Below are 21,744 nucleotides of genomic sequence, written 5' to 3' on the forward strand. Positions count from 1 at the left end.
ACGTTCCTTTGTTTGCAGGACTGACTGTGTTAAGAGCAGCAAATGGGTCGAAAACGCACCAAGTCAGGCAAAATCCGGCTGGCCGAAGTCGCCGAGCTCGCCGGCGTCAGCCCGATTACCGCGTCCCGCTTCTTTCGCAATCCGGAGGCCCTGTCGGTCGCCAAGCGGACGCGGGTCGAGAGCGCCGCCAAGGAGCTCGGCTATGTGCCCAACCTTGCCGCACGCGCGCTGGCCTCGCAACGCACCGAAGTCATCGGTGTATTGATCCCCTCCCTCACCAATAACGTGTTCTCGGACGTGCTGCGCGGCATCTATGACGCGTCAGAGGGCAGCCGTTACTCGATCCAGTTGTCCAACACGCGCTACAGCATTCTCCAGGAAGAGAAGTTGCTGCGCCTGTTTCTGGCGCAGAAGCCGGCCGGGCTGATCGTCACCGGCATCGACCAGACCGCCGAGTCCCGCGCGATGCTGGAGGCCGCGGACTGCCCGATCGTGCAGATCATGGAGATCGGGCCGGATCCGGTCGACATGATGATCGGCTTTTCGCACTATGATGCAGCACGCGCGGCGGTTGCGCACCTGTTCGAGCAAGGTCACCGCAGGATCGGCTTCGTCGGTGCGCGCATGGACCCGCGGGTGCAGCGGCGGCTGGACGGATATGTCTCGGCCATGAAGGACGCCGGACTGTTCGAGCAGCGCCTCGTCGTCACGACGGCCACGCCGACGTCGGTGACGCTCGGCGGAGCCCTGTTCACCGATCTCCTGGCGCGGGAGCCCGACATCGATGCGGTATTCTGCGCCAATGACGACCTTGCGCTCGGCGTGCTGTTCGAATGCCGGCGCCGGGAGATTGCAGTCCCCGGGCAGATCGCGATCGTCGGCTTCAACGACCTCGAATTCATGGCCTCCGCCGTCCCGACCCTCACCAGCATCCGCACCAACCGCTACGAGATGGGAAAGACGGCCGCCACCATGCTGATCAACGCGATCGAAGGGCGGCGCCCGGAGCAGCCGGTGCTCGATCTCGGCTTCAAGGTGATCGAGCGTCAAAGCTCGTTGGCACGACGTTCGGACAGCAGGCCAGCCGTTTCCGGCGCAGGCGCAGCGAACAAAATGATAGCGTTACCAAGTAGCCACGACTAGTATTCTGACTCGTGAGGAAACGACCCCAGCCGGGAACGCAGATCATCGCTCGCGCCGTTGGCATCGCACATGCCGACACCATGAGACGGACGCCGGTGCGTTTGCATTGCAGGAGAAACCAATGACAAAGAAACCAACCAATGGGCATGCCGCGGGCAGCAACGGTTCTCGCCGCCACCTTCGCTCGCAGGAATGGTTCAACAACCCGCACAATCCGGGCATGACCGCGCTCTACATGGAGCGGTACCTGAATTACGGCCTCACCCGTGCTGAGTTGCAGTCGGGCAAGCCGATCATCGGCATCGCCCAGACCGGCAACGATCTCTCTCCCTGCAACCGCCACCACATCGAGCTTGCCCATCGCGTCCGCGAGGGCATCCGCGAAGCCGGCGGCATCGCGATGGAATTCCCGACCCACCCGATCCAGGAGACCGGCAAGCGCCCGACCGCGGCGCTCGACCGCAACCTCGCCTATCTCGGCCTGGTCGAGGTCCTCTACGGCTATCCGCTCGACGGCGTCGTGCTCACCACCGGCTGCGACAAGACCACGCCGGCCTGCATGATGGCGGCGGCCACCGTGAACCTGCCCGCGATCGTGCTGTCGGGCGGACCGATGCTCAACGGCTGGCACAATGGCGAGCGCACCGGCTCCGGCACCATCGTATGGAAATCGCGCGAGCGGCTCGCGGCCGGCGAGATCGACTACGAGGAGTTCATGGAGATCGTGGCCTCCTCGGCGCCCTCGGTCGGCCATTGCAACACGATGGGCACCGCCTCGACCATGAACGGGCTTGCCGAAGCGCTCGGCTTCTCGCTGCCGGGCTGTGCGGCGATCCCCGCCCCCTATCGCGAGCGCGGCCAGATCGCCTACGAGACGGGAAAACGTATCGTCGAGATGGTCTGGGAGGACCTGAAACCCTCGGACATCCTAACCCGCAAGGCGTTCGAGAACTGCATCGTGATCAATTCGGCCATCGGCGGCTCGACGAACGCGCCGATCCACATCAACGCCCTGGCCCGCCACATCGGCGTCGAGCTCTCGATCGAGGACTGGCAGAAAGTCGGCCACGACGTTCCCCTGCTCGTCAACATGCAGCCGGCCGGCTTCTATCTCGGCGAGGAATTCCACCGCGCCGGCGGCGTGCCGGCGGTGGTGCGGGAGCTGATGAAGCACAAGCGCATTCATGAGGACGCGGTCACGGTCAACGGCCGCGGCATCGGCGAGAATTGCAAGAATGCGCCGGAGCCCGACAACGACGTGATCTGGGCTTACGACAAGCCGCTGGTGAAGGATGCCGGCTTCCTGGTGCTGAAGGGCAACCTGTTCGATTCCGCGATCATGAAGACCAGCGTGATCTCCAAGGAATTCCGCGACCGCTACCTCAACAACCCGAAGGACCTCAACGCCTTCGAGGGCCGCGCCATCGTGTTCGAGGGCCCGGAGGATTATCACGAGCGGATCGACGATCCCTCACTCGACATCGACGAGCGCTGTGTGCTGTTCATCCGTGGCACCGGGCCGATCGGCTATCCCGGTGGCGCCGAGGTCGTGAACATGCAGCCGCCGGCAGCGCTGATCAAACGAGGCATCCTGTCCCTGCCCTGCATCGGCGACGGGCGGCAGTCCGGCACCTCGGGCTCGCCCTCCATCCTCAATGCTTCGCCGGAAGCCGCCGCCAATGGCGGTCTCGCGATCCTGAAGACCGGAGACAAGGTGCGTATCGACCTCAACAAGGGCAGCGCCAACATCATGATCTCGGACGAGGAGCTGAAGAAGCGCCATGCCGAGCTCAGGGCCAATGGCGGCTTCAAGCATCCGCCGAACCAGACGCCCTGGCAGGAGATCTACCGCAACACCGTCGGCCAGCAGTCGACCGGCGCCTGCATGGAGCTTGCCACGCGTTATCAGAACGTCGCCGGCACGTTTGGCGTGGCGCGGGACAACCACTAGGAAAGACTGTCATTCCGGGATGCGCTGCAAGGCGCAGGCCCGGAATCCATATTCCCGATCGTGGTTATGGATTCCGGGCTCGCGACTGTGTCGCGCCCCGGAATGACGAGCGACAATTCAAAGGAGAACAACATGGCAGACCGCCTCAAGGGCAAGCGCGCCGTCGTCACGGCTGCTGCGGCAGGCATTGGGCGCGCATGCGCCATCGCATTCGCGCGCGAAGGCGCAACCGTGATCGCCACCGACATCAACGAGGCCGGAATCGCGAGCCTGACCAAGGAAGGCATCGCCGAGGTCGCCAGGCTCGACGTCCGCAACACCGCCGACGTCAACACCTTTGCCAAGCGCGTTGGCAAGATCGACATTCTGCTCAACGCGGCGGGCTTCGTCCACCACGGCACCATCCTGGAATGCTCGGAAGAGGATTTCGACTTTTCGTTCGACCTCAACGTCAAATCGATGCACCGGACCATCAAGGCGTTCCTGCCCGACATGCTAGCGGGCGGCGGCGGCAGCATCGTCAACATCTCCTCCTGCGCGGCGCTGCGGCCGCCGGCCAATCGCTATGTCTACAGCGCGTCGAAGGCGGCGGTATCGCTGCTGACGCGCGCGGTCGCGCTCGACTTCATCACCAAGGGCATCCGCTGCAACTCGATCTGCCCCGGTACCGTCGAGACCCCTTCGATGCTCGACCGCGCCGCCGCGCAAGGACCGCAGGGCAAGGAGATGTTCATCTCCCGCCAGAAGATGGGCCGGCTCGGCACCGCCGAGGAGATCGCGTCCATGGCGGTCTATCTCGGCAGCGACGAGAGCGCCTTCACCACCGGCGTCGATCTGGTCGTCGACGGCGGCTACATGCTCTGACGCTCGGGAGCAATCTCATGAACAAGATCGATCTCAACGGCCGCGTCGCTATCGTCACGGGCGGCGCGCAGGGCTTTGGCCGCGCCATCACCGAGCGCTTCGTCGCCTCAGGCGCCAAGGTCGCGATCTGGGATTTCGACGCCGCACTCGCCGAGAAGACGGCAAAGGAGATTGGCGGCGAAACGAAAGTCTTCAAGATCGACGTCACCGACACCGCGGCCGTCGAGCAGGCGCGCGATGCGACGCTGGCCGCCTTCGGCAGGATGGACATTCTCGTCAACAATGCCGGCATCGCCGGCGTCAACAAGCCGGTCTGGGAGATGGATCTGGAGGAATGGCGCAAGGTGCTGCGCATCAACCTCGACGGGCCCTTCATCGTGAGCAAGGCGATCGTGCCCGTGATGCTCAAGCAGAAATACGGGCGCATCGTGAACATCGCCTCCATTGCCGGCAAGGAAGGCAATCCGAACGCGGCGCACTATTCGGCGTCCAAGGCCGGACTGATCGCGCTGACGAAATCGCTCGGCAAGGAGCTCGCCGCGCACGACATCCTCGTCAACGCGGTGACGCCGGCGGCGGCGAAGACCGCGATCTTCGATCAGATGACGCAGCAGCACATCGACTTCATGCTATCGAAGATCCCGAAGGGGCGCTTCGTGCTGGTGGAGGAGCTCGCCGCGATGGTGGCCTGGCTCGCATCCGAGGATTGCGCGTTCTCGACCGGCGCGGTGTTCGACATCTCCGGTGGACGCGCGACCTATTGAGAAGCGCCATGATCCGGGAAGGTGGCTGCCGGTGCGGCGCGCGCGGTTCGGGGCGCAGGACGAGCCGCTCAACGTCCGCATTTGCCACTGCGATGAGGAGAGCTTGATGGAGTTCTATTGGGAAGCCAAGGACGACAAGTGGTTCCTGCGTCCCGCCGTCGAGGCGCCAGAGCAGGCTCCTGTCACCGTCGAGCAGGAGAATTGGTATTGGCTCGTGAAGATCGGTGGTCGTCCTCTCAATTTCCGCTTCACGGGTCTGATAGGAGCGAGGCAAAGCGCTTGGGAGTACGTCAAGCGCTACAGTCACATGCACTATGGCATCAAGTCGGTCACGCTGCGGTCGATCGAGGAGCCTCAGCGATCAGCTTCCTGATGACCATCGAGCTTGTTCATCGCCTGCCTTTGCCCGCGGTCGTCGCGATCCAGATCCCGGCAAACACCGCGACGATTCCGGCCGCCAGATTCCAGCGCAGCGGCTCGTTCAACAGCCAGGCCCCGACCAGCGATGCCGTGACCGGATTGACCGTCACCGAGATCGCGACGCGCGTCGGCGTCGTCCGCTCCAGCGCGAAGGCCCAGAGATAGAAGGTCAGCGCTGCGCCGAAGGCACCCAGATAAAGGGCTCCCAGCCACTGCGGCATCCCGAAGCCCGCGACGGGCGCAAAACTGCCGCGGATAGACGAGAGCACGATGAGGCAGGCCGCGCCGGCCGCCATGCTCATGGTGGTAAAGGCGATCGGACTGGAGCGCCGGATCAGCGGCTTCGACCAGATGCCGTACAGCGCCATGCACAGTGCAGCCGCCATCATCAGGAGATCGCCGCGCCAGGCGCCCGACGGGGCTGATGTCAGATCGGACAGAAGCGCCACAGCAACGCCAAGCGTCGCGATCACGACACCGACCGATTTGCGCCAGGTCAGGGCTTCGGCGCCGAGCGCAGCCCCGATCACGAGCGACAGCAAAGGAAGCGTCGACAACGCAAGCGCGCCGCGCGCTGCGGTCGTGAAGATCAGCGACGCATTGAACAGGATCGGAAACAGCGCGAAGAACAGGATGCCGAGCGCGACGGCCGCAGCCCAGTCCCCTCGCTTCGGGCAGCGATCGCCGCGCAGCAGCGCGAGCGGCAGCAACAGGAGAAAGCCGATGCCGAATCGGAACGAGCCGATCGCGAGCGGATCGATGCTCCCCACGAGATAGCGCGTGGCACCGATGGACGTCCCGCCCAGCGCGCTCGACAACACGGCGGCAAAAACGCCAAGAACCTCGCCCACGATTCCTCCCGATGGCTTTCGGGTAGCATAGGAGACGCGCCGAAACGGGGAATGGAATTTCCGTCATGCCAGGATAAGTTTTCGTCATGACCACGTCCGATCTCGACCCCGACCTTCTGAGGGCCTTCCTCGCCGTTGCCGATCATCGGTCGTTCACGCGCGCGGCCGCGATCCTCAACCGCACCCAATCGGCGGTGAGCGTCCAGATCAGGCGCCTCGAAGAGCGGCTGAACGTCAGGCTGTTTCACCGCACGAGGCCGGGCGTGGCACTGAGCGCGGCCGGTCACGAGCTCCTCGTCTATGCAAGGCGGCTTCTCGACCTCAATGCAGAAGCGGTCGACGCGCTCCGCCCGCGCAAGCGCGATGCCGTGGTCCGCCTCGGCGTGATGGACGATTACGGCACGATCGTCATTCCGCCATTGCTGGCGCATTTTGCCAGAGGTCGTCCGGAGATCCGGGTCGAGATCGAGACGGGGCTGACGGCGACGATGCCGGCCCGGCTCGGCGAAGACTACGACCTCGTCATCGCCATGCATCCGGAACGAAGCGGCAATGGCGAGCTGCTGAGACGCGAGCAGGCGGTCTGGGCCGCAGCCGCGTCATATTCAGCCAGGCCACAGCGCCCCACGCTGCCCGTCGCACTCTACCCGCCGGGCTGCCTGCTCCGCGAGTGGGCCACTGAGGCCCTCGATGCCGCTGGTCGTCCCTGGCGGCTCGCCTTCGTCAGCCGGACGCTTGCAGCGGTGGAAGCGATCGCGGCGCAGGGCCTCGCGATCACGGTCGTGAAGGCTGGCACCCTGCCCCCTCGCCTGCGCGTTCTGTCCGAGCGCGACGGCCTGCCGCCGCTACCGGCGGCGGACATCCGCCTCCACCGCGCGCGCAACCTGTCGCGTCCGGCGACACTGCTGGCGGATCATTTGCAGCGGGCAATTTCGGAATCGGGCACCATATAACAGTAGATCGTAAAGGGTTGTGGCCCTATACGGCGTGCCTTGCAAAGCGCGCGTGCGAACCGGAACGGACGAGCCGTGAACATCTCCTTCTATGATCTTTCCGTCTGGGTGCTGCCGCTGGTGCTCGCGATCACCTTTCATGAGGCCGCGCACGCCTTCGTCGCGGACCGGCTCGGGGATAATACGGCCTCGCAGCTCGGCCGCGTCAGCTTCAACCCGCTTCGGCATATCGATCCGTTCGGCACCCTGATCCTGCCCGCGATGCTGCTATTCGCGCATTCGCCATTCCTGTTCGGCTATGCCAAGCCGGTGCCGGTGAACTTCCGCAAGCTGAACAACCCCAGGCTCGACATGGTCTGGGTGGCGCTGGCTGGGCCCGTCACCAACATCCTGCTGGCGCTGGCCGCGGCCCTCGCCTTCCATGCCCTGCCCCTGGTGCCCGCGAGCTCGGCGAAATGGGTCGCGGACAACCTCAAGAATGCCCTCGTGATCAACGCGATCCTGGCTGTGTTCAACATGATGCCGATTCCGCCGCTCGACGGCGGGCGCGTTGCGGTCGGGCTGCTGCCGCGCCCCCTCGCCGCGCCGCTGTCCCGGCTCGAGCCGTTCGGTATGCTGATCCTGATCGGCCTGTTGATCCTGCTGCCGCTTGCGGGTTCGCAGTTCGGTCTAAATCTTGATGTTATTTCAGCAATACTGCGAACGTTGACCGGTTATGTGATTCAGGCTGTTCTGTTCTTGACCGGCAACGTTTAGTTGAACAGAACACCCACGCCGAAGGGCCAGAGGCCGACTTGGTCAAAGCTGCCGATATGCTGATCGCGCGACGCGCCGACACCCGCGCCCGCGCCGATTTTGCCACCTGGAACATGATGGCCAAGCTCAACGGGGCGTCCGCACTGCCACCGGAGGCCCAGGAGTTCCTCGCCAGCTACAGGAACCTGCTGACGCAGATGAGCGAGAACGAGGCCAGCGAGGCCACCATCGGCGCGATCTACAGGGCCTATTATGTCGAGATGGGCGGCGCCGGATCGCCACCCGACGTCCGCACCCGTCCGCCTGAACCAGCGGCGGACAATGTTACCGCCTTCCGCCGGCCGGCGCCGAAACCGAAGAAGGCCGCGTCCTTCGGAGCGGCGGCGTTCGCCGGAAGCCAGAAACGGCCGCTCCCGGTAGCGCTGATCTTTGCGTGCCTGGTCGTGGTCTATGTCGGGATCCGGCTCTACTGGCGCTGAGCCGTCTTTTTCTTCTTCGCGTCCGCCGGAGTGAAGATGATGTCGACCGTACGTTCGAACCGGTCCTCGGTCAGTCCGGCGGGCGGCAGCGGGATGGGATCGGACTTGCGGACGATCGACACCGCCGCCGCATCGTAGGCTGCGTCCCCCGACGACTCCACGACATCCACCGACAGCACGTTGCCCTTCCGGTTGATGGCGAAGCTCACCTTGACCTTCTGGTTATTGGGCACTTTGCCGTCCGGATTGACCTTGTGCAGCGCCAGATGCGCGCTGATCTTGCGGTTCCAATCGGCCGTCAGCTTCAGGATGTCCTTGCCGATACCGATGACGGGCGCCAGTGCCTTCTCGGCCTCGCGCGCATCCTCCTCGAGCGTCTGCCGCGCGGTGGCAACCGATTTCGGCGAGGCTTCGGCGGCCGGAGTCTCGATCGCCTGAATCTTCGGATCGTCCTCCGTCGGTTTCTTCGCGTTGTTCTCGGTCACGACGCGGTCGGGATCCTCGACCTCCTGAGACCGATCCTTTGGAAGCTCCGTCTCCTTGGTCTCGGCCTTCTGCTCGGGGAGCGCCTGCTGTTCCTGCATCGCTTCGCTGTCGGGTCCGGGCGGCAGATCGGTCTCGGGCGCCTTGGGCGATGCCATCTCGACGGCGAACTCTGCACCGTTGGCACCAAGGCCGTCGCCGTCGTCATCAGCCTGCAGATGCGCCAGCGCGAGCGCAGCACCACCCAGATGCAGCGCGAGCGCCGCGACCGCCGCGAGGATCCAGAGCTTCCGGGATGGCCTGACTTCGTCCGACATGGCGGGCCTCTAAGGCTGAGCAGCGCCTGGCGCAGGCGCCCCAGGCGCGCCTTCCAGCGCGACCAGTTTGACCCGCGTATAGCCGCCTGAGCGCAAGAGCTCCATAACTCCCATCAATTCGCCATACGGCACCGAACGATCGGCGCGCAGGAACACATACTTATCCTTGCTCATGTCGGACAGGCCGTCGAGGGTCCCGATCAACTCCGCCCGGTGAACCGGGTTCTCTCCGATCGCGAGCGTCAGATCGGGCTTGATGCTCAGATAGGTCGGCTTGTCCGGCTTCTTCTGCGGCGTCGCGCTCGACGTCGGCAGATCGATCGGCAAGTCGACCGTGGAGAGCGGCGCTGCAACCATGAAGATGATCAGCAGTACCAGGATGACGTCGATGAACGGCGTGACGTTGATGTCATGCGTCTCCGAGAAATCGTCGTCTTCGCCGTCGTTGTCTGCGAGCGAAACACCCATGGTTCACTCCGCTGCGCGCGAATGCACGCTGCCGTGGCTGCGGTCGAGATCGCGCGAGAGCAGCCGTCCCGCCGCGCCTGAGGCGCGGCTGACGAGCTCGAGATAGCCCTTCGTCACGCGCGAAAAATGGTTGTAGATGATGACGGCGGGAATGGCGGCGACGAGGCCGATCGCGGTGGCGAGCAGCGCTTCGGCAATGCCGGGCGCGACCACGGCGAGGTTCGTGGTCTGCGACTTCGAGATGCCGATGAAGCTGTTCATGATGCCCCAGACCGTGCCGAACAGGCCCACGAAGGGCGAGGTCGAGCCGATTGTCGCAAGCAAGCCCATGCCGATCCGGATGCGCCGCTGTTCGGCGCGCACGATCTCGGAAAAGCTGGAGGCCGCGCGCTCCTTGATGCCGGCATCGCTGGACAAGCCGGCCGACATCCGCGCCTCACGCAGCGCTGCCGCCAGGAAGGACGGCAGGATGCCCTGCTTGGTGCCGAGGGCCATCTGCGCTTCGGCGAGCGAGCGCGCCTCCGCAATCTTCTTCAGCGCCGACCGGAGCCTGGTAGATGCGACCGACAGCTCGATCGACTTGGCAATGAAGACGGTCCAAGTCATCAGCGAGGCGAAGGCGAGCCCGATCATCACCGCCTTCACGATGACGTCCGCCGACATGAACATCACCCAAGGCGACAATTCCTTCATGGCCGGCGCGATGGCGGCCGCATCGGGCTTTGCGGTTGTCGAAACGGCGGCCGCGGGAGGCGCCGTGGGAGCGGCTGGCGTCGACGCCGAAGGCTCCTGGGTTGCGGGCGCAGAGGCTCCTGGCGCCACCGCGGTCGGGCCGGCCTGGGCCGGCTGAGCCACGGATTGCGCCGGTGCCGGGGGGCTTTGTGTCTGGGCAGAAACGGGGGATGCGAGCCAGGCGGCCGCCAGCAACAAAGCTGCGGCAAGGCTTGCTTGGAAGGACATGGTCTTCATACTTCGGCCCAGTAGCGAATGAGGTTGTGATAGATACCCGTCAATTTGACCGTTTCGGGATCGTCACGCCCGAGCCGTTCCACCAGCGCCTGTATCGCGGTGTCGAGGTCAAAGATCATGCTCCGAGCTTGATCGTCCCGTATCATGCTCTGAAGCCAGAAGAAAGACGCAACCCGCGTTCCCCTGGTCACGGGGGTGACCAGATGGAGGCTGGTCGAGGGATAGAGCACGCAGTCCCCGGCTGGCAACTTGACCTCGTGCGAACCATAGGTGTCCTCGATCACAAGTTCGCCACCGTCATAATCTTCCGGCTCGGCGAGGAACAGCGTGACCGACAGGTCGGTGCGGATGCGAAGGCCGGTCAGGCGATCGCCGCGGATCGCATTGTCGACGTGCAGGCCGAAATGATGGCCGCTGCTCGCCGCATAGCGGTTGAACAGCGGCGGGAAGATCTGCAGCGGGATCGCCGCCGCAACAAAGCGCGGGTTCGAGGTCAGTGCCGAGATGATGCGGTTGCCGAGCTTGCGCGCGACCTCGCTATCCGGCGGCAATTGCTCGTTGCGCTTGACCATCGCCGACTGCGCGCCGGCGGTGGAGCGACCGTCCTCCCAGTCGCTGGCGTCCATGATGCGGCGGAAATCCGCCACATCATCCTTGCTGAGAACGCCAGGCAGGCAGGTCAACATGATCAGAACTTCGCTGTCGTCACGACGTAGAATGCCCGCCCCGGCGCGACCGCCACGAACGGAACGTTGCTGCGATAGAACGAGTCGTAATAGAGCTTGTTGGTCAGGTTCTGCGCGTAGAGCTTCATGGTCCAGTTCTGGTCGATCTTCTTCTCGACGAACGCATCGAAACGCCAATAGCTCGGCAGCTCGTTGGTGTTGGCCGCGAACGTGCCGCCATAGACCTTCGAACGGTACACCGCCTGGCCGCCAAGCTCCCAACCGCCATCGAACTTGTACTTGGTGAGCATGCTGAAGGACTGGTGGGCGATGTTGGCAAGCTGCAGCCCGAGATTCGAGGCGACGCCGCTCTGCGTGACCTTCGACTGCATCAGGACCAGGCCGCCGAAGATGCTCCAGCGGTCGGTGATCTTGCCTTCCGCTTCGATGTCGATGCCTTGGATCCTGTAGGCAGCACCCGATGTGAGCAGGTTGTTGACGGTCTCGCGCGCATTGTCCTTGGTGGTTTGGAACAGCGCACCGGTCACCAGCAAGTGGCGATCCGCAAGCTCCCATTTGGTGCCGAGCTCGATCGCCTTGTTGCGCTCGGGCCCGAGCAGGATGGTCGAGTTGGGGGGAACGCCGCCGTATTCGGTGCCGGTCGCGTCCAGCTCCGACCCGAACGGATTGGCCGACGTCGCATAGGCTGCATAGACGCTGCCGATCGACATCGGCTTGTAAACCAAGCCGACGTTGTAGTTCACGAGATCGGAGTTCTGCTTCACATAGTTCGGGCTATTATTCGAGGCACTCTGGCTGTAGCCGTCGTAGCGCACGCCGCCGTTGACGATGATGGTGTCCTGCCAGTTCGCGGTGTCCATGACGTACACGCTGCTGGTGTTGACGCCATAGCGGGTCGGATTTCCTTGCAGGGACGGCGTACCGAAGGGAATATTGGTGTATTGCGGGGAGTAGAGATTGACGTTCTGGACGGCGCCGTTGCTCGTGAAGGCGGAGCCGGACAGTTCCGACGCGAGACCGGCATAGCGGTCGATCGAGATATTCTCGTTCGAATATTCGACGCCGAACACCGCCGTGTGCTTGACCCCGCCGGTGTCGAGCTTGAACGTGGCCTCGTTCTGGTTGGCCCATACGTCGACGTTCTGGTAGCGGCTCTGCGCGCTCGCCGTCGTGGTCCAGAGCAGCGGATTCGGGCTGGTCGTATTCGGATTCTGCGGCAGCGTGCCGATGTAGTTGAGCAGCGAATGCTCGCCGCGCACCTTGCTGGTCAGGGTGATGGCCTCGTTGACCTTGTACTCGATGGTGCCGGTGCCGAAATCCTGCCGCGCGGTCTGGAAGTCGCGGTTGAGGAAGCCGTACCAGTTCTCACGCGGAATGCCCGCCGAGGTCACCGGCACATTGCCCTGCTTGTAGTAGGGCACGCCGAAATCGGGATAGCCGCTGAGATCTGTATGGACGTAGTTCGTCGTGATCTTGATGTCGTTGGTCGGGGTGTACTTGGTTGAGATGAAGCTGCCCCAGCGATTGTCGGTGACGTAGTTGCGTCCGGCGACGTTGGCGTCCTGGAACAGGCCGCCCGTGCGCACCGAGAAGGTCGGATCGATGACCTGGTTCACGTCGAGCGTGACGCGCTTGGTCATGTCGGTTCCGAACTCGCTGTCCATCCGCTTGAAGTTGACGTCGCCCGCCTGCTTGGTGACGATGTTGATGGCGCCGCCGGCGGTGCCGCGGCCGGCATAGGAGGATGCCGGTCCGCGCAGAATCTCGATCTGCTCGGTGAAGAAGTTCTCGCGGATCGAGACCGCGGGATCGCGGATGCCGTCGATGAAGACGTCGTTGCGCGCGTCGAAGCCGCGGATGAAGAAGCGGTCGCCGAACGCGTTGCCGCCCTCGCCCGAACCGAGTGTCACGCCCGCGGTCGAGCGCCCGATCTCCTTCAGCGTCGTGGCGTTCTTGTCCTCGAGCACTTCCTTGCTGAGCACCGTGATGCTCTTCGGCGTGTTCAGCATCTTCTCGGGAAACTTGCCCGAGGCCTGCACGTGATCGACCTTGTAGGGCGCCGCCGGATCGGCATAGGGATTGGCGTCGGCAGGGCCTGACGGCGTGACGGGAGCCGTCTGCTGCGCCTGCTGCCGCTGCGCGGCGCGGCGAAGCGCGTTGCGGGCGCGGACCTGCTCGGGCGAAGGCTTCGAGGCCGCCGGACGCGGACGCTCGACCGGCGCATCGACCGTCACCGGCGGCAGGCTTGACTGCTGCGCTTGCGCGCCGCCCGATACCGACGCCACCGCGATCAAGCTTGCAACGGCCGAAGCCTTCTTGCCGGAAACGCCCGCGAACCTCTCATCCACCAGATCGAACGCTGCGACCGAACGCAACGACTTCGGTGCGACCACCTGCCCCATTACCAAACGCCCCATATTCCTGTTCGTTCATTCCCTTCGACGAACGATGGCTGTTGGTATCGGCCACAAAATAGCGGGTCAATGCGAGCAGCTCGCGAGAACCCTTGAATCAATCCAGATCAAAGCGATTCTAAACTGCAGTTTGAAATCGTTCTAAGTTGAGATTGGACTCGTTCTAAAGACAACGCAGAAGACGTTCCTCTCAGTCGCTGCTCGGCGGCTTCATCAGCGAGAACAATTCGTCGACCGTCTTCTGCGCAACGGCGCGCACGCGATCGGTGCTGTCCATGCCGGCGATGTTGACGCCGTTCACGACGGCTTTGATCTCATCGCGAAAGTCGGTGAGGAAGCGCAAGGGATCGCGCTGCTCGTTGGCGACACGCGCGATCAATCCCGTGATCAAAATCTGACACGCGATCAGCTTGCCGTTCAGCTCGTCCATCCTGCGCTCCATTCATGGAGGCGCCGATATGAACGATGCCGAAATCCCTGACAACCGAAACGGCCTACGCGCGATTTAGAACCGTTCTCGTGACTGATCCGAACCAGGACTCAGCGCGGCGCCATTCGGCCCGAGCACACCGCTATCGGTGCTGCGCAAGAGGTGACACGCCGATCGGTCGCGGCCGGAAAAATGCAGCTCTGCACAACGCGGCGCCAGAGCACTGCCCAGGGGGTGCAAAGCTTTCCAATTGTTTAGGTTTCCGAACCGATAGTGCTGTTTACACTGGAACTTGGCGTGTATTATACAAGCGCGCTGGAACCGTATGATTGGCCCCATAATTCGTAAGCGTAGGGCACAAGAGCCGACACGAGACGATATGAAAAAGTCCCGGCCGATCCTCTGGATTTTGATCATCGCGGCCGTGGCCTCCGCAGGTTACTATGGATGGCAGAGATTTGGCTCGGCCGGACAGACCCAGACAGCCCAGAAGGCGGCGCCCCGCCCGACAGCTATTCCCGTCAGCGTCGCGCCGGTCCAGAAGACCGACTTCCCGGTCTACCTGACCGGTCTCGGCACGGTTCAGGGCTTCAACACCGTCCAGGTCCGCAGCCGGGTCGACGGCCAGATCATCAGGCTCGAGTTCAGAGAGGGCCAGATCGTCCAGCAGGGCGACCTTCTGGTCTCGATCGATCCCCGGCCCTACCAAGCCGCGCTTGACCAAGCCAAGGCCAAGAAGGCGCAGGACGAGGCAAACCTCGCCAACGCCAATCTTGAGCTCCAGCGCGCCGTGAAGCTCGGCGAATTCGCGACAACACAGCGGGTGGATACCCAGCGCTCCACCGTCGCCCAGCTAACCGCTCAGATCGCCGCCGACGAGGCCGCGATCGCCAACGCCCAGACCCAGCTCGACTACACGCAGATCAAGGCACCGATCACAGGTGTCGCGGGGCTCCGCCAGGTCGATATCGGCAACATCGTCAACGCCTCGACCCAGACGGGCATCGTCATGATCTCGCAGGTCGAACCGATCGCCGTGATCTTCACCGCTCCGGAAGACCAGCTCCCCTATATCACCGAAGGCCAGAAGGCCGGCGCGCTGAAGGTGATCGCCTTCACGACCGACGGCAAGAAGACGCTGGCCGAGGGCAAGCTCGCGGTCATCAACAACCAGGTCGACACGACCAGTGGAACGATCCGTCTCAAGGCGGTGTTCGACAACAAGGACCACGCGCTGTGGCCGGGCCAGTCGGTTTCGACGCGGCTCCTGGTGCGGACGCTGAAGGATGCGACCGTTGTTCCTGATGACGCGGTCCAGCATTCCACCAACGGCCTCTACGCCTATACGGTCAATCAGGACAACAAGGCCGAGGTTCACAAGGTCAAGGTCAGCTATGGCATCGACGGACGTTCGGTCATCGAGGAAGGCTTGAGCCCGGGCCAGCAGGTGATCGTCGGCGGCCAGTTCAAGGTCCAGCCCGGAAGCCTCGTATCGACGGCAGTGGCAAGCTCCGATCCGGCCCAGAGCAAGGTACGACAGGAATGACCGAAGGGGGGATTTCGGCACCTTTCATCCGTTATCCCATCGGCACCTCGCTGCTGATGGCGGGGATCCTCTTCGTCGGTCTCGTCGCCTATCCGCTGCTTCCGGTTGCGCCGTTGCCGCAGGTGGACTTTCCGACCATCCAGATCACCGCCAACCTGCCCGGCGGCAGCCCCGAGACGATGGCCTCCTCGGTGGCGCAGCCGCTGGAGCGGCAGTTCGCCCAGATTCCCGGCATCGCTCAGATGACCTCGACGAGCTATCTGGGCACGGCGTCGATCACCATCCAGTTCGACCTCAACCGCAACATCGATGGCGCCGCGAATGACGTGCAGGGCGCAATCAACGCTGCCAGCGGCCAGTTGCCCAAAAACCTGCCCTCGCCACCGACCTACCGCAAGGTCAACCCGGCCGACGCGCCGATCCTGCTATTGTCGGCGACATCAGAGACGCTGCCGCTGACCAGCGTCAGCGACGCGGTTGACGCCCAGCTTGCTCAGCAGATCAGCCAGCTGTCGGGCGTCGCCCAGGTCTTCATCGGCGGCCAGCAGAAACCCTCGATCCGCATCCAGGTCGACCCGGCGAAGCTCGTCGCCAAGGGCCTGTCGCTGGAGGACGTGCGCAGCCAGATCGCGATCACCACGGTCGACAGCCCCAAGGGCAACATCGACGGCGAAAAACGCGCCTACACGATCTACGCCAACGACCAGCTCACCCAGTCGAAGGACTGGAACGACGTCATCATCGCCTATCGCAACGGCGGTCCGTTGCGGATTCGCGACATCGGCCGAGCGGTCAGCGCCGCTGAAGACGCCAAGCAGGCGGCCTGGGCCAATGGCAAGCGCGGCGTCTTCCTGGTGATCTTCAAGCAGCCCGGCGCCAACGTCATCGAGACCGTGGACCGGATCAAGGCGACCCTGCCCCGCCTCGTGGCGGCGATCCCGCCCGCGATCAAGATCGAGCTCATCAGCGACAGAACCACCACCATCCGCGCCGCGGTCGAGGACGTCCAATTCACGCTGCTGCTGACCATCGCGCTCGTGGTCATGGTGATCTTCATTTTCCTGCGCAGCTTCTGGGCGACGGTCATTCCTACCGTCACGGTTCCGCTGGCGCTGCTGGGCGCGTGCGCCCTGATGTGGCCGGTCGGCTATTCGCTCGACAATCTGTCGCTGATGGCACTCACCATTGCGGTCGGTTTCGTGGTCGACGACGCCATCGTGATGCTCGAGAACATCACCCGCTACATCGAGGAAGGCGACTCGCCGATGGAGGCCGCCTTCAAGGGCTCCAAGGAAATCGGCTTCACCATCGTCTCGATCAGCATCTCGCTGGTCGCGGTGCTGATCCCGCTGCTCCTGATGGGCGGCATCATCGGGCGTCTGTTCCGCGAATTCGCCGTGGTGCTGGCGATGACCATCTTCGTTTCGATGTTCGTGTCGCTGACCCTGACGCCGATGATGGCCTCGCGCTTCCTGCGCGCCCATGGCGAGGTGCAGCACGGCCGCTTCTATCAATGGAGCGAGCGCGCCTTCGACGCCATGCTGCGCGGCTACGAATATGTGCTCGATCACGCCCTCGCCTGGCGGCGCACCACGCTTGCGATTTTCTTCGTCACGCTCGGACTGTCGATCTACCTGTTCGTCCTGATCCCGAAGGGCTTCTTCCCGCAGCAGGACGTCGGCCTGATCACCGCCACCTCGGAAGCCTCGCAGGACATTTCGTTCAAGGAGATGACCCGGCGCCAGGAGGAGCTCGGCAAGATCATCATGGCCGATCCCGACGTTGCCAGCGTTGCCATGTCGATCGGCGGCAGCGGCCGCGCCGGCAACAACGGCAACCTGTTCATCACGCTGAAACCTCGCGATCAGCGCGAGGCCTCAGCTCAGCAGATCATCGCGCGGCTGCGTCCGCAGTTCGACAAGGTCGAGGGCGCCCGGCTTTACATGCAGGCGGCCCAGGACGTGCGGCTCGGCGGCCGGCCGACGCGCACGCAGTTCGAATTCACGCTGCAGGACGCCAATCTTGACGAGCTCAACGAATGGGCGCCCAAGATCCTCGCCAAAATGCAGACCCTGCCGGAGTTGCGCGACGTCGCGACCGACCAGCAGACGCAGGGCACAACGGTGCAGCTCAAGATCAACCGCGACACCGCCGCCCGCTACGGCATCCAGCCGCAGCTGATCGACGACACGCTCTATGACGCCTTCGGACAGCGGCAGGTCACGCAGTATTTCACCCAGCTCAACACCTACAAGGTCATTCTCGAAATCCTGCCGGAGATGCAGGGCAATCTCGACAGCTTGAACAAGCTCTATCTGAAATCGCCGTTGACCGGCGACCAGGTGCCGCTGTCGACCTTCGCAACCTGGACCACCGACCCGGTCCGCCCGCTCTCGATCAGCCATCAAGGCCAGTTCCCATCGATCACGATCAGCTTCAACCTGGCGCAAGGCGTGGCGCTCGGCCAGGCCACGGAGGCGGTGCAGCGCGCAATGGCCGATCTCGGCGCACCGCCGACGCTGAACTCCAGCTTCCAGGGCACCGCGCAGGCGTTCCAGCAGTCGCTCGGCACCGTGCCGCTCTTGATCCTCGCCGCCCTCGTCGTGGTCTACCTGATCCTCGGCATTCTCTACGAGAGCTACATCCACCCGATCACGATCCTGTCGACGCTGCCCTCGGCCGGCGTCGGCGCGCTCGCAATCCTGATGGCGGCGGGTTTCGACTTCAGCCTGATCGCGCTGATCGGCATCATCCTGCTGATCGGCATCGTGAAGAAGAACGGCATCATGATGGTCGATTTCGCGATCGCCGCCGAGCGCGACGAGCACAAGACGCCGGAGGAATCGATTCGTCAGGCCGCGTTGTTGCGTTTCCGCCCGATCATGATGACGACGATGGCCGCGCTTCTGGGCGGCGTGCCCTTGATGCTCGGTCACGGCACCGGCGCCGAGATCCGTCAGCCGCTCGGCTACGCCATGGTCGGCGGCCTGATCGTCAGCCAGGCGCTGACGCTGTTCACCACGCCGGTGGTTTATCTCTATCTCGACAAGCTCAACAACTGGTTCGCCACCTGGGGCCGTTCGGGCGACGGCGAAGGCGACGAGGCCCCCGAGCACGGCAGCGTCAAGGAAGCCGCCGAGTAAGCTTGCACTGCGGCTTCCGCGACGCTACAGCGAGGCGCCCGTTTCACGCCAGCGCAGTTTCGCCATGCTCATGCAATCCAGACTTGTCGCCCTTGCCGCAGCTGTCTTGTTGTCAATTGGCGCTGCGCAGGCCCAGCAGGGCGCCAAGAGGAACACCGCGCCCCCCGCCCCGGCCACACAGCCTGCGCCTGCCCCGACGCAAGCACAGGCGGACGGCACTCCCGGGCAGTCCGGCTGGATCGTCCGCTGCACCAGCGCCAGCCGCGATGCGCCGCTCGAATGCGCGATGGAGCAGAACGCGGTGCTGACCAAGACCGGCCAGACCGTCCTTCTGGTCAACATCCGCATCGCGCCCGATACCCGCACGCCCGTGGCGCTGCTGCAATTGCCGCTTGGCCTCAACCTTCCCATCGGTGCCAAGCTCCAGGTCGACGAGGGCAAGACGGTCGATCTCCAGATCCAGACCTGCGAGAACCGCGGCTGCTACGCCTCGATCCCGGTCACGCCGGACCTGCTCGCCGCCTTGCGGTCAGGCAAGCAGCTGAAGGTCTCCTTCCAGAACATGGCCAAGGAGACGATCGCGATCCCGATGCCGCTGGGCGATTTCTCGGCCGCTTACGACAAGATCAAGTAAGGGCACACTGTCATCGCCCGCCTTGTGCGCAATTGCGCACTGGGGCGGGCGATCCAGTGTTCCAGAAGCGGCGGTGATTGAGCCGAGAGGCCGCTGCGTACTGGATGCCCGGCCTTCGCGGGCATGACGCCGGTTTCCGCTATTGCCGCGCCATCTGCGCGTTGCCGACAGCATCGCCATCGAGCTTCTGGTCGTCGTGCATCGTGACCGTGACCCGCAGCAGACGTCCCTCGTACTCGAACGGCGCCTCGTAGTCCGACACCGGGCTGCCACGGTCGCGCCCGATGTCGAGGCCGGACCACGAGATCAAGGTGTGGAAGCCAAGCTGGGTCTGGAGCGAACCTGCCGGCTCGCCGTCGATCAGCAGCGTGTATTCCGAGACACCCGTGCGCGCGCCCTTCGCGGGCGGCTCCTTGCGCACGAGCCGTTCGACGTGAACGCCGAGACGCCGCGCGCCCGGCGGCACCTTGCGGTCCGACCGCACGATCTGGTGGCTGCCGCCGATGTTGAGATCGTGCACGAGATGGCTGCCCTTGACGTAGAGGCTGTAGCCCGACGTCGCATCGCCGTGTGAGATCAGCACGCCGTCTGCGCCCGCCTCGCCGATCTCGACATGCGCCTCGATCGTGTAGCTGCGGCTGCGCACATCGGGCGCCACGTCGGTGGGCACATGCCCCATCCCGGCGTGGAAAACGAAGCGGCGGCGCGCGCCGTGGAAGCGCGCGGCATTCTCCGCAAAGCGCGGCCCGAAGCGGTCGTCGAGCGGCAGGACCTTGTGCTTCTCGGCTTCTTCCCACCATGCCGCGACCATCCGGGCAAGGCGCTCTGGCTCCTTGGCCGCGAGGTCGTCGGTCTCGGAGAAGTCCGCGTCGAGATGGAACAGCTCCCATTTGTCGTTCTCGAACGGCGTGCCCGACGGATGAAAGGCGACGGCCTTCCATCCGTCATGCCAGAACCCGCGATGGCCGAACATCTCGAAATATTGCGGCGAGCCCTTGGAGGGAGCCGACGCCTCCGTGATCGAGCGCGCAAAGCTCTCGCCTTCCAGCGGCATTTGCTGGCAGCCCGCGATGGTCGCGGGCGCCTCGATGCCGATCAGCTCCAGCAGCGTCGGCGTAAGGTCGCAGGCATGGACGAACTGGTGCCGCAGCTCGCCTCGGCTTGCGATCCTCTTTGGCCAGTTGATCACGAAGGGATCGCGGATGCCGCCGCCATGGGTGTTCTGCTTGTAGCGGCGCAGCGGCGTGTTCGAGGCCATCGCCCAGCCATGCGGGAAATTGCTGTGCGTGTCGGGCCCGCCGATGTCGTCGATGCGGCTGAGCTTTTCAGCGACCGGCTCCGGCTTGAAGTTGAACGGTCCCATTGCGTTGACGAATCCGAGCGGCCCACCCTCCTGGCTCGCGCCATTGTCGGACATCACGATGATCACGGTGTTGTCGCGGATACCGGCCGTCTCCAGGAACGAGACGAGGCGGGCAAGATGCCGATCGGAATGGTCGAGCATGCCGGCGAAGGCCGCTTGCAGCCGCGTGAAGACGCGGCGCTCGTCGGCCGAATGCTCCTCCCAGGCCTTGACGCCGTCATTGCGCGCCGGCATCCGCGTTGCCTCCGGCACCAGCCCCATGGCTTTCTGGCGCGCCAGCCGCTGCTCGCGCTCGACGTCCCAGCCGTGCGCGAAGGCGGCATCGTAGCTCATGATGATCTCCGCCGGCGCCTGATGCGGCGCGTGACAGGCGCCGAGCGCGACCCAGGTGAGCCAGGGGACATCCGGACGGTCGGCATGGTGATCGCCGATGAACCGGATGGTCTGGTCGATCAGATCTTCGGTCAGATGATAGCCGTCGGCATAGGTGCCGGGCGCATCGATATGCGTGTTGTCGGAGACGAGCTCCGGCGCATATTGATCAGTCTCGGCATCGAGAAAGCCGTAGAAGCGATCAAAACCGCGTCCGAGCGGCCAGCCGTCGAACGGACCGGTGGCGCCGCTCTCGGTCAGCGGCGTGACATGCCATTTGCCGACCATGTAGTTGCGGTAGCCGTGCACGCGCAGCATCTCGGCGAGCGTCCCCGCTTCGCGCGCGATCTTGCCGCGATAACCGGGATAACCGGAATCGAAATTGGCAAGGCATCCAACGCCGACCGAATGGTGGTTGCGCCCGGTGAGCAGCGCCGCGCGCGTGGTCGAGCACATGGCCGAGGTGTGGAAGCCACTGTAACGCAGGCCCTCTGCGGCGAGCTTGTCGATGGTCGGCGTCCTGATCGCCGAGCCGTAGCAGCCGAAATCGGAGAAGCCGACATCGTCGAACAGCACCACCAGGATGTTCGGCGCACCCTCGGGCGGCTTCACGGCCTCCGGCCACCAGGGTTTCGAGTCCGCGACCGTCTTGCCGACGGTCCCGCGGAACGGCGCGGTGCTGCCTGCGCTCATCTGCTCCTCCCTGTTCGATGCCCGGCGGACGCGGTTGACCCGCAG

19 protein-coding genes are annotated in these 21,744 nt (G+C 64.2%); 11 read left to right on the forward strand and 8 right to left on the reverse strand.

From position 1 onward, the window contains the following. The first annotated feature begins 42 nt into the window (after nt 1–42). The 5 genes from XH96_RS23260 to XH96_RS23280 all read left to right on the forward strand — a co-directional run bounded on the left by XH96_RS23260 (nt 43) and on the right by XH96_RS23280 (nt 5,095). Nucleotides 43–1,143 (forward strand): LacI family DNA-binding transcriptional regulator, encoded by a 1,101-nt coding sequence (locus XH96_RS23260; protein ID WP_194387836.1) that lies wholly within the window; start codon nt 43–45, stop codon nt 1,141–1,143. Between the two features lie 121 nt (nt 1,144–1,264). Next, nucleotides 1,265–3,094, forward strand: coding sequence for an IlvD/Edd family dehydratase (locus tag XH96_RS23265; RefSeq protein ID WP_194387837.1), 1,830 nt, complete (start codon nt 1,265–1,267; stop codon nt 3,092–3,094). A 132-nt stretch (nt 3,095–3,226) separates the two neighbouring features. Continuing rightward, nucleotides 3,227–3,958, forward strand: a complete 732-nt coding sequence (locus XH96_RS23270; RefSeq protein WP_194387838.1) for an SDR family oxidoreductase — start codon at nt 3,227–3,229, stop codon at nt 3,956–3,958. A 17-nt stretch (nt 3,959–3,975) separates the two neighbouring features. Then, the gene (locus XH96_RS23275) at nt 3,976–4,722 is read left to right on the forward strand and encodes an SDR family NAD(P)-dependent oxidoreductase (RefSeq protein ID WP_194387839.1); all 747 of its coding nucleotides are present in this window, start codon (nt 3,976–3,978) and stop codon (nt 4,720–4,722) included. Then, on the forward strand, nt 4,703–5,095 hold the full coding sequence (locus tag XH96_RS23280) for a hypothetical protein (RefSeq protein ID WP_194387840.1): 393 nt from the start codon (nt 4,703–4,705) through the stop codon (nt 5,093–5,095). Before XH96_RS23275 ends, XH96_RS23280 begins: the two co-directional genes overlap by 20 nt. A gap of 16 nt (nt 5,096–5,111) precedes the next feature. Here the strand turns inward: XH96_RS23280 and XH96_RS23285 are convergent, their stop codons facing one another. Beyond that, nucleotides 5,112–5,993, reverse strand: a complete 882-nt coding sequence (locus tag XH96_RS23285; protein ID WP_194387841.1) for a DMT family transporter — start codon at nt 5,991–5,993, stop codon at nt 5,112–5,114. An 86-nt stretch (nt 5,994–6,079) separates the two neighbouring features. Here XH96_RS23285 and XH96_RS23290 point away from each other — a divergent pair, with 86 nt between their 5' ends. The 3 genes from XH96_RS23290 to XH96_RS23300 all read left to right on the forward strand — a co-directional run bounded on the left by XH96_RS23290 (nt 6,080) and on the right by XH96_RS23300 (nt 8,181). Next, nucleotides 6,080–6,946: a LysR family transcriptional regulator gene (locus tag XH96_RS23290; RefSeq protein WP_194387842.1), complete on the forward strand. Its 867-nt coding sequence runs from the start codon at nt 6,080–6,082 to the stop codon at nt 6,944–6,946. A 75-nt stretch (nt 6,947–7,021) separates the two neighbouring features. Beyond that, nucleotides 7,022–7,702 (forward strand): site-2 protease family protein, encoded by a 681-nt coding sequence (locus tag XH96_RS23295; protein ID WP_061876814.1) that lies wholly within the window; start codon nt 7,022–7,024, stop codon nt 7,700–7,702. Between the two features lie 56 nt (nt 7,703–7,758). Further along, nucleotides 7,759–8,181, forward strand: coding sequence for a hypothetical protein (locus tag XH96_RS23300; protein ID WP_035674567.1), 423 nt, complete (start codon nt 7,759–7,761; stop codon nt 8,179–8,181). On the opposite strand, the gene XH96_RS23305 is transcribed toward XH96_RS23300, so the two are convergent. The 6 genes from XH96_RS23305 to XH96_RS23330 all read right to left on the reverse strand — a co-directional run bounded on the left by XH96_RS23305 (nt 8,169) and on the right by XH96_RS23330 (nt 13,948). Further along, nucleotides 8,169–8,981 (reverse strand): energy transducer TonB, encoded by an 813-nt coding sequence (locus XH96_RS23305; RefSeq protein ID WP_194387843.1) that lies wholly within the window; start codon nt 8,979–8,981, stop codon nt 8,169–8,171. The two genes, XH96_RS23300 and XH96_RS23305, sit on opposite strands and share 13 nt — an antisense overlap. 9 nt (nt 8,982–8,990) lie before the next feature. Next, the gene (exbD, locus tag XH96_RS23310) at nt 8,991–9,449 is read right to left on the reverse strand and encodes a TonB system transport protein ExbD (protein ID WP_061876817.1); all 459 of its coding nucleotides are present in this window, start codon (nt 9,447–9,449) and stop codon (nt 8,991–8,993) included. Between the two features lie 3 nt (nt 9,450–9,452). After that, on the reverse strand, nt 9,453–10,418 hold the full coding sequence (exbB, locus tag XH96_RS23315; protein ID WP_194387844.1) for a tonB-system energizer ExbB: 966 nt from the start codon (nt 10,416–10,418) through the stop codon (nt 9,453–9,455). Next, a complete protein-coding gene (locus XH96_RS23320) occupies nt 10,415–11,104 on the reverse strand; it encodes a Fe2+-dependent dioxygenase (RefSeq protein ID WP_194387845.1) in 690 nt (229 codons plus the stop codon). The genes exbB and XH96_RS23320 overlap by 4 nt, the downstream gene beginning before the upstream one ends. 2 nt (nt 11,105–11,106) lie before the next feature. Then, nucleotides 11,107–13,506 carry a TonB-dependent siderophore receptor gene (locus tag XH96_RS23325; protein WP_194394221.1) on the reverse strand — a complete coding sequence of 800 codons (2,400 nt, stop codon included), beginning with the start codon at nt 13,504–13,506 and terminating at the stop codon, nt 11,107–11,109. A 202-nt stretch (nt 13,507–13,708) separates the two neighbouring features. After that, a complete protein-coding gene (locus XH96_RS23330) occupies nt 13,709–13,948 on the reverse strand; it encodes a hypothetical protein (RefSeq protein ID WP_027571757.1) in 240 nt (79 codons plus the stop codon). 379 nt (nt 13,949–14,327) lie between these two features. Here XH96_RS23330 and XH96_RS23335 point away from each other — a divergent pair, with 379 nt between their 5' ends. The 3 genes from XH96_RS23335 (at nt 14,328) to XH96_RS23345 (ending at nt 19,271) form a co-directional block, all read left to right on the forward strand. Continuing rightward, nucleotides 14,328–15,494, forward strand: a complete 1,167-nt coding sequence (locus XH96_RS23335; RefSeq protein ID WP_194387846.1) for an efflux RND transporter periplasmic adaptor subunit — start codon at nt 14,328–14,330, stop codon at nt 15,492–15,494. Then, on the forward strand, nt 15,491–18,637 hold the full coding sequence (locus XH96_RS23340) for a multidrug efflux RND transporter permease subunit (RefSeq protein WP_194387847.1): 3,147 nt from the start codon (nt 15,491–15,493) through the stop codon (nt 18,635–18,637). Before XH96_RS23335 ends, XH96_RS23340 begins: the two co-directional genes overlap by 4 nt. Nucleotides 18,638–18,701: 64 nt before the next feature. Then, on the forward strand, nt 18,702–19,271 hold the full coding sequence (locus tag XH96_RS23345) for an invasion associated locus B family protein (RefSeq protein WP_194387848.1): 570 nt from the start codon (nt 18,702–18,704) through the stop codon (nt 19,269–19,271). A gap of 139 nt (nt 19,272–19,410) precedes the next feature. On the opposite strand, the gene XH96_RS23350 is transcribed toward XH96_RS23345, so the two are convergent. Next, a complete protein-coding gene (locus tag XH96_RS23350; protein ID WP_194387849.1) occupies nt 19,411–21,699 on the reverse strand; it encodes an arylsulfatase in 2,289 nt (762 codons plus the stop codon). Nucleotides 21,700–21,744: the final 45 nt, after the last annotated feature.

It is taken from the genome of Bradyrhizobium sp. CCBAU 51765 (assembly GCF_015291725.1).
Taxonomy (GTDB): domain Bacteria; phylum Pseudomonadota; class Alphaproteobacteria; order Rhizobiales; family Xanthobacteraceae; genus Bradyrhizobium; species Bradyrhizobium liaoningense.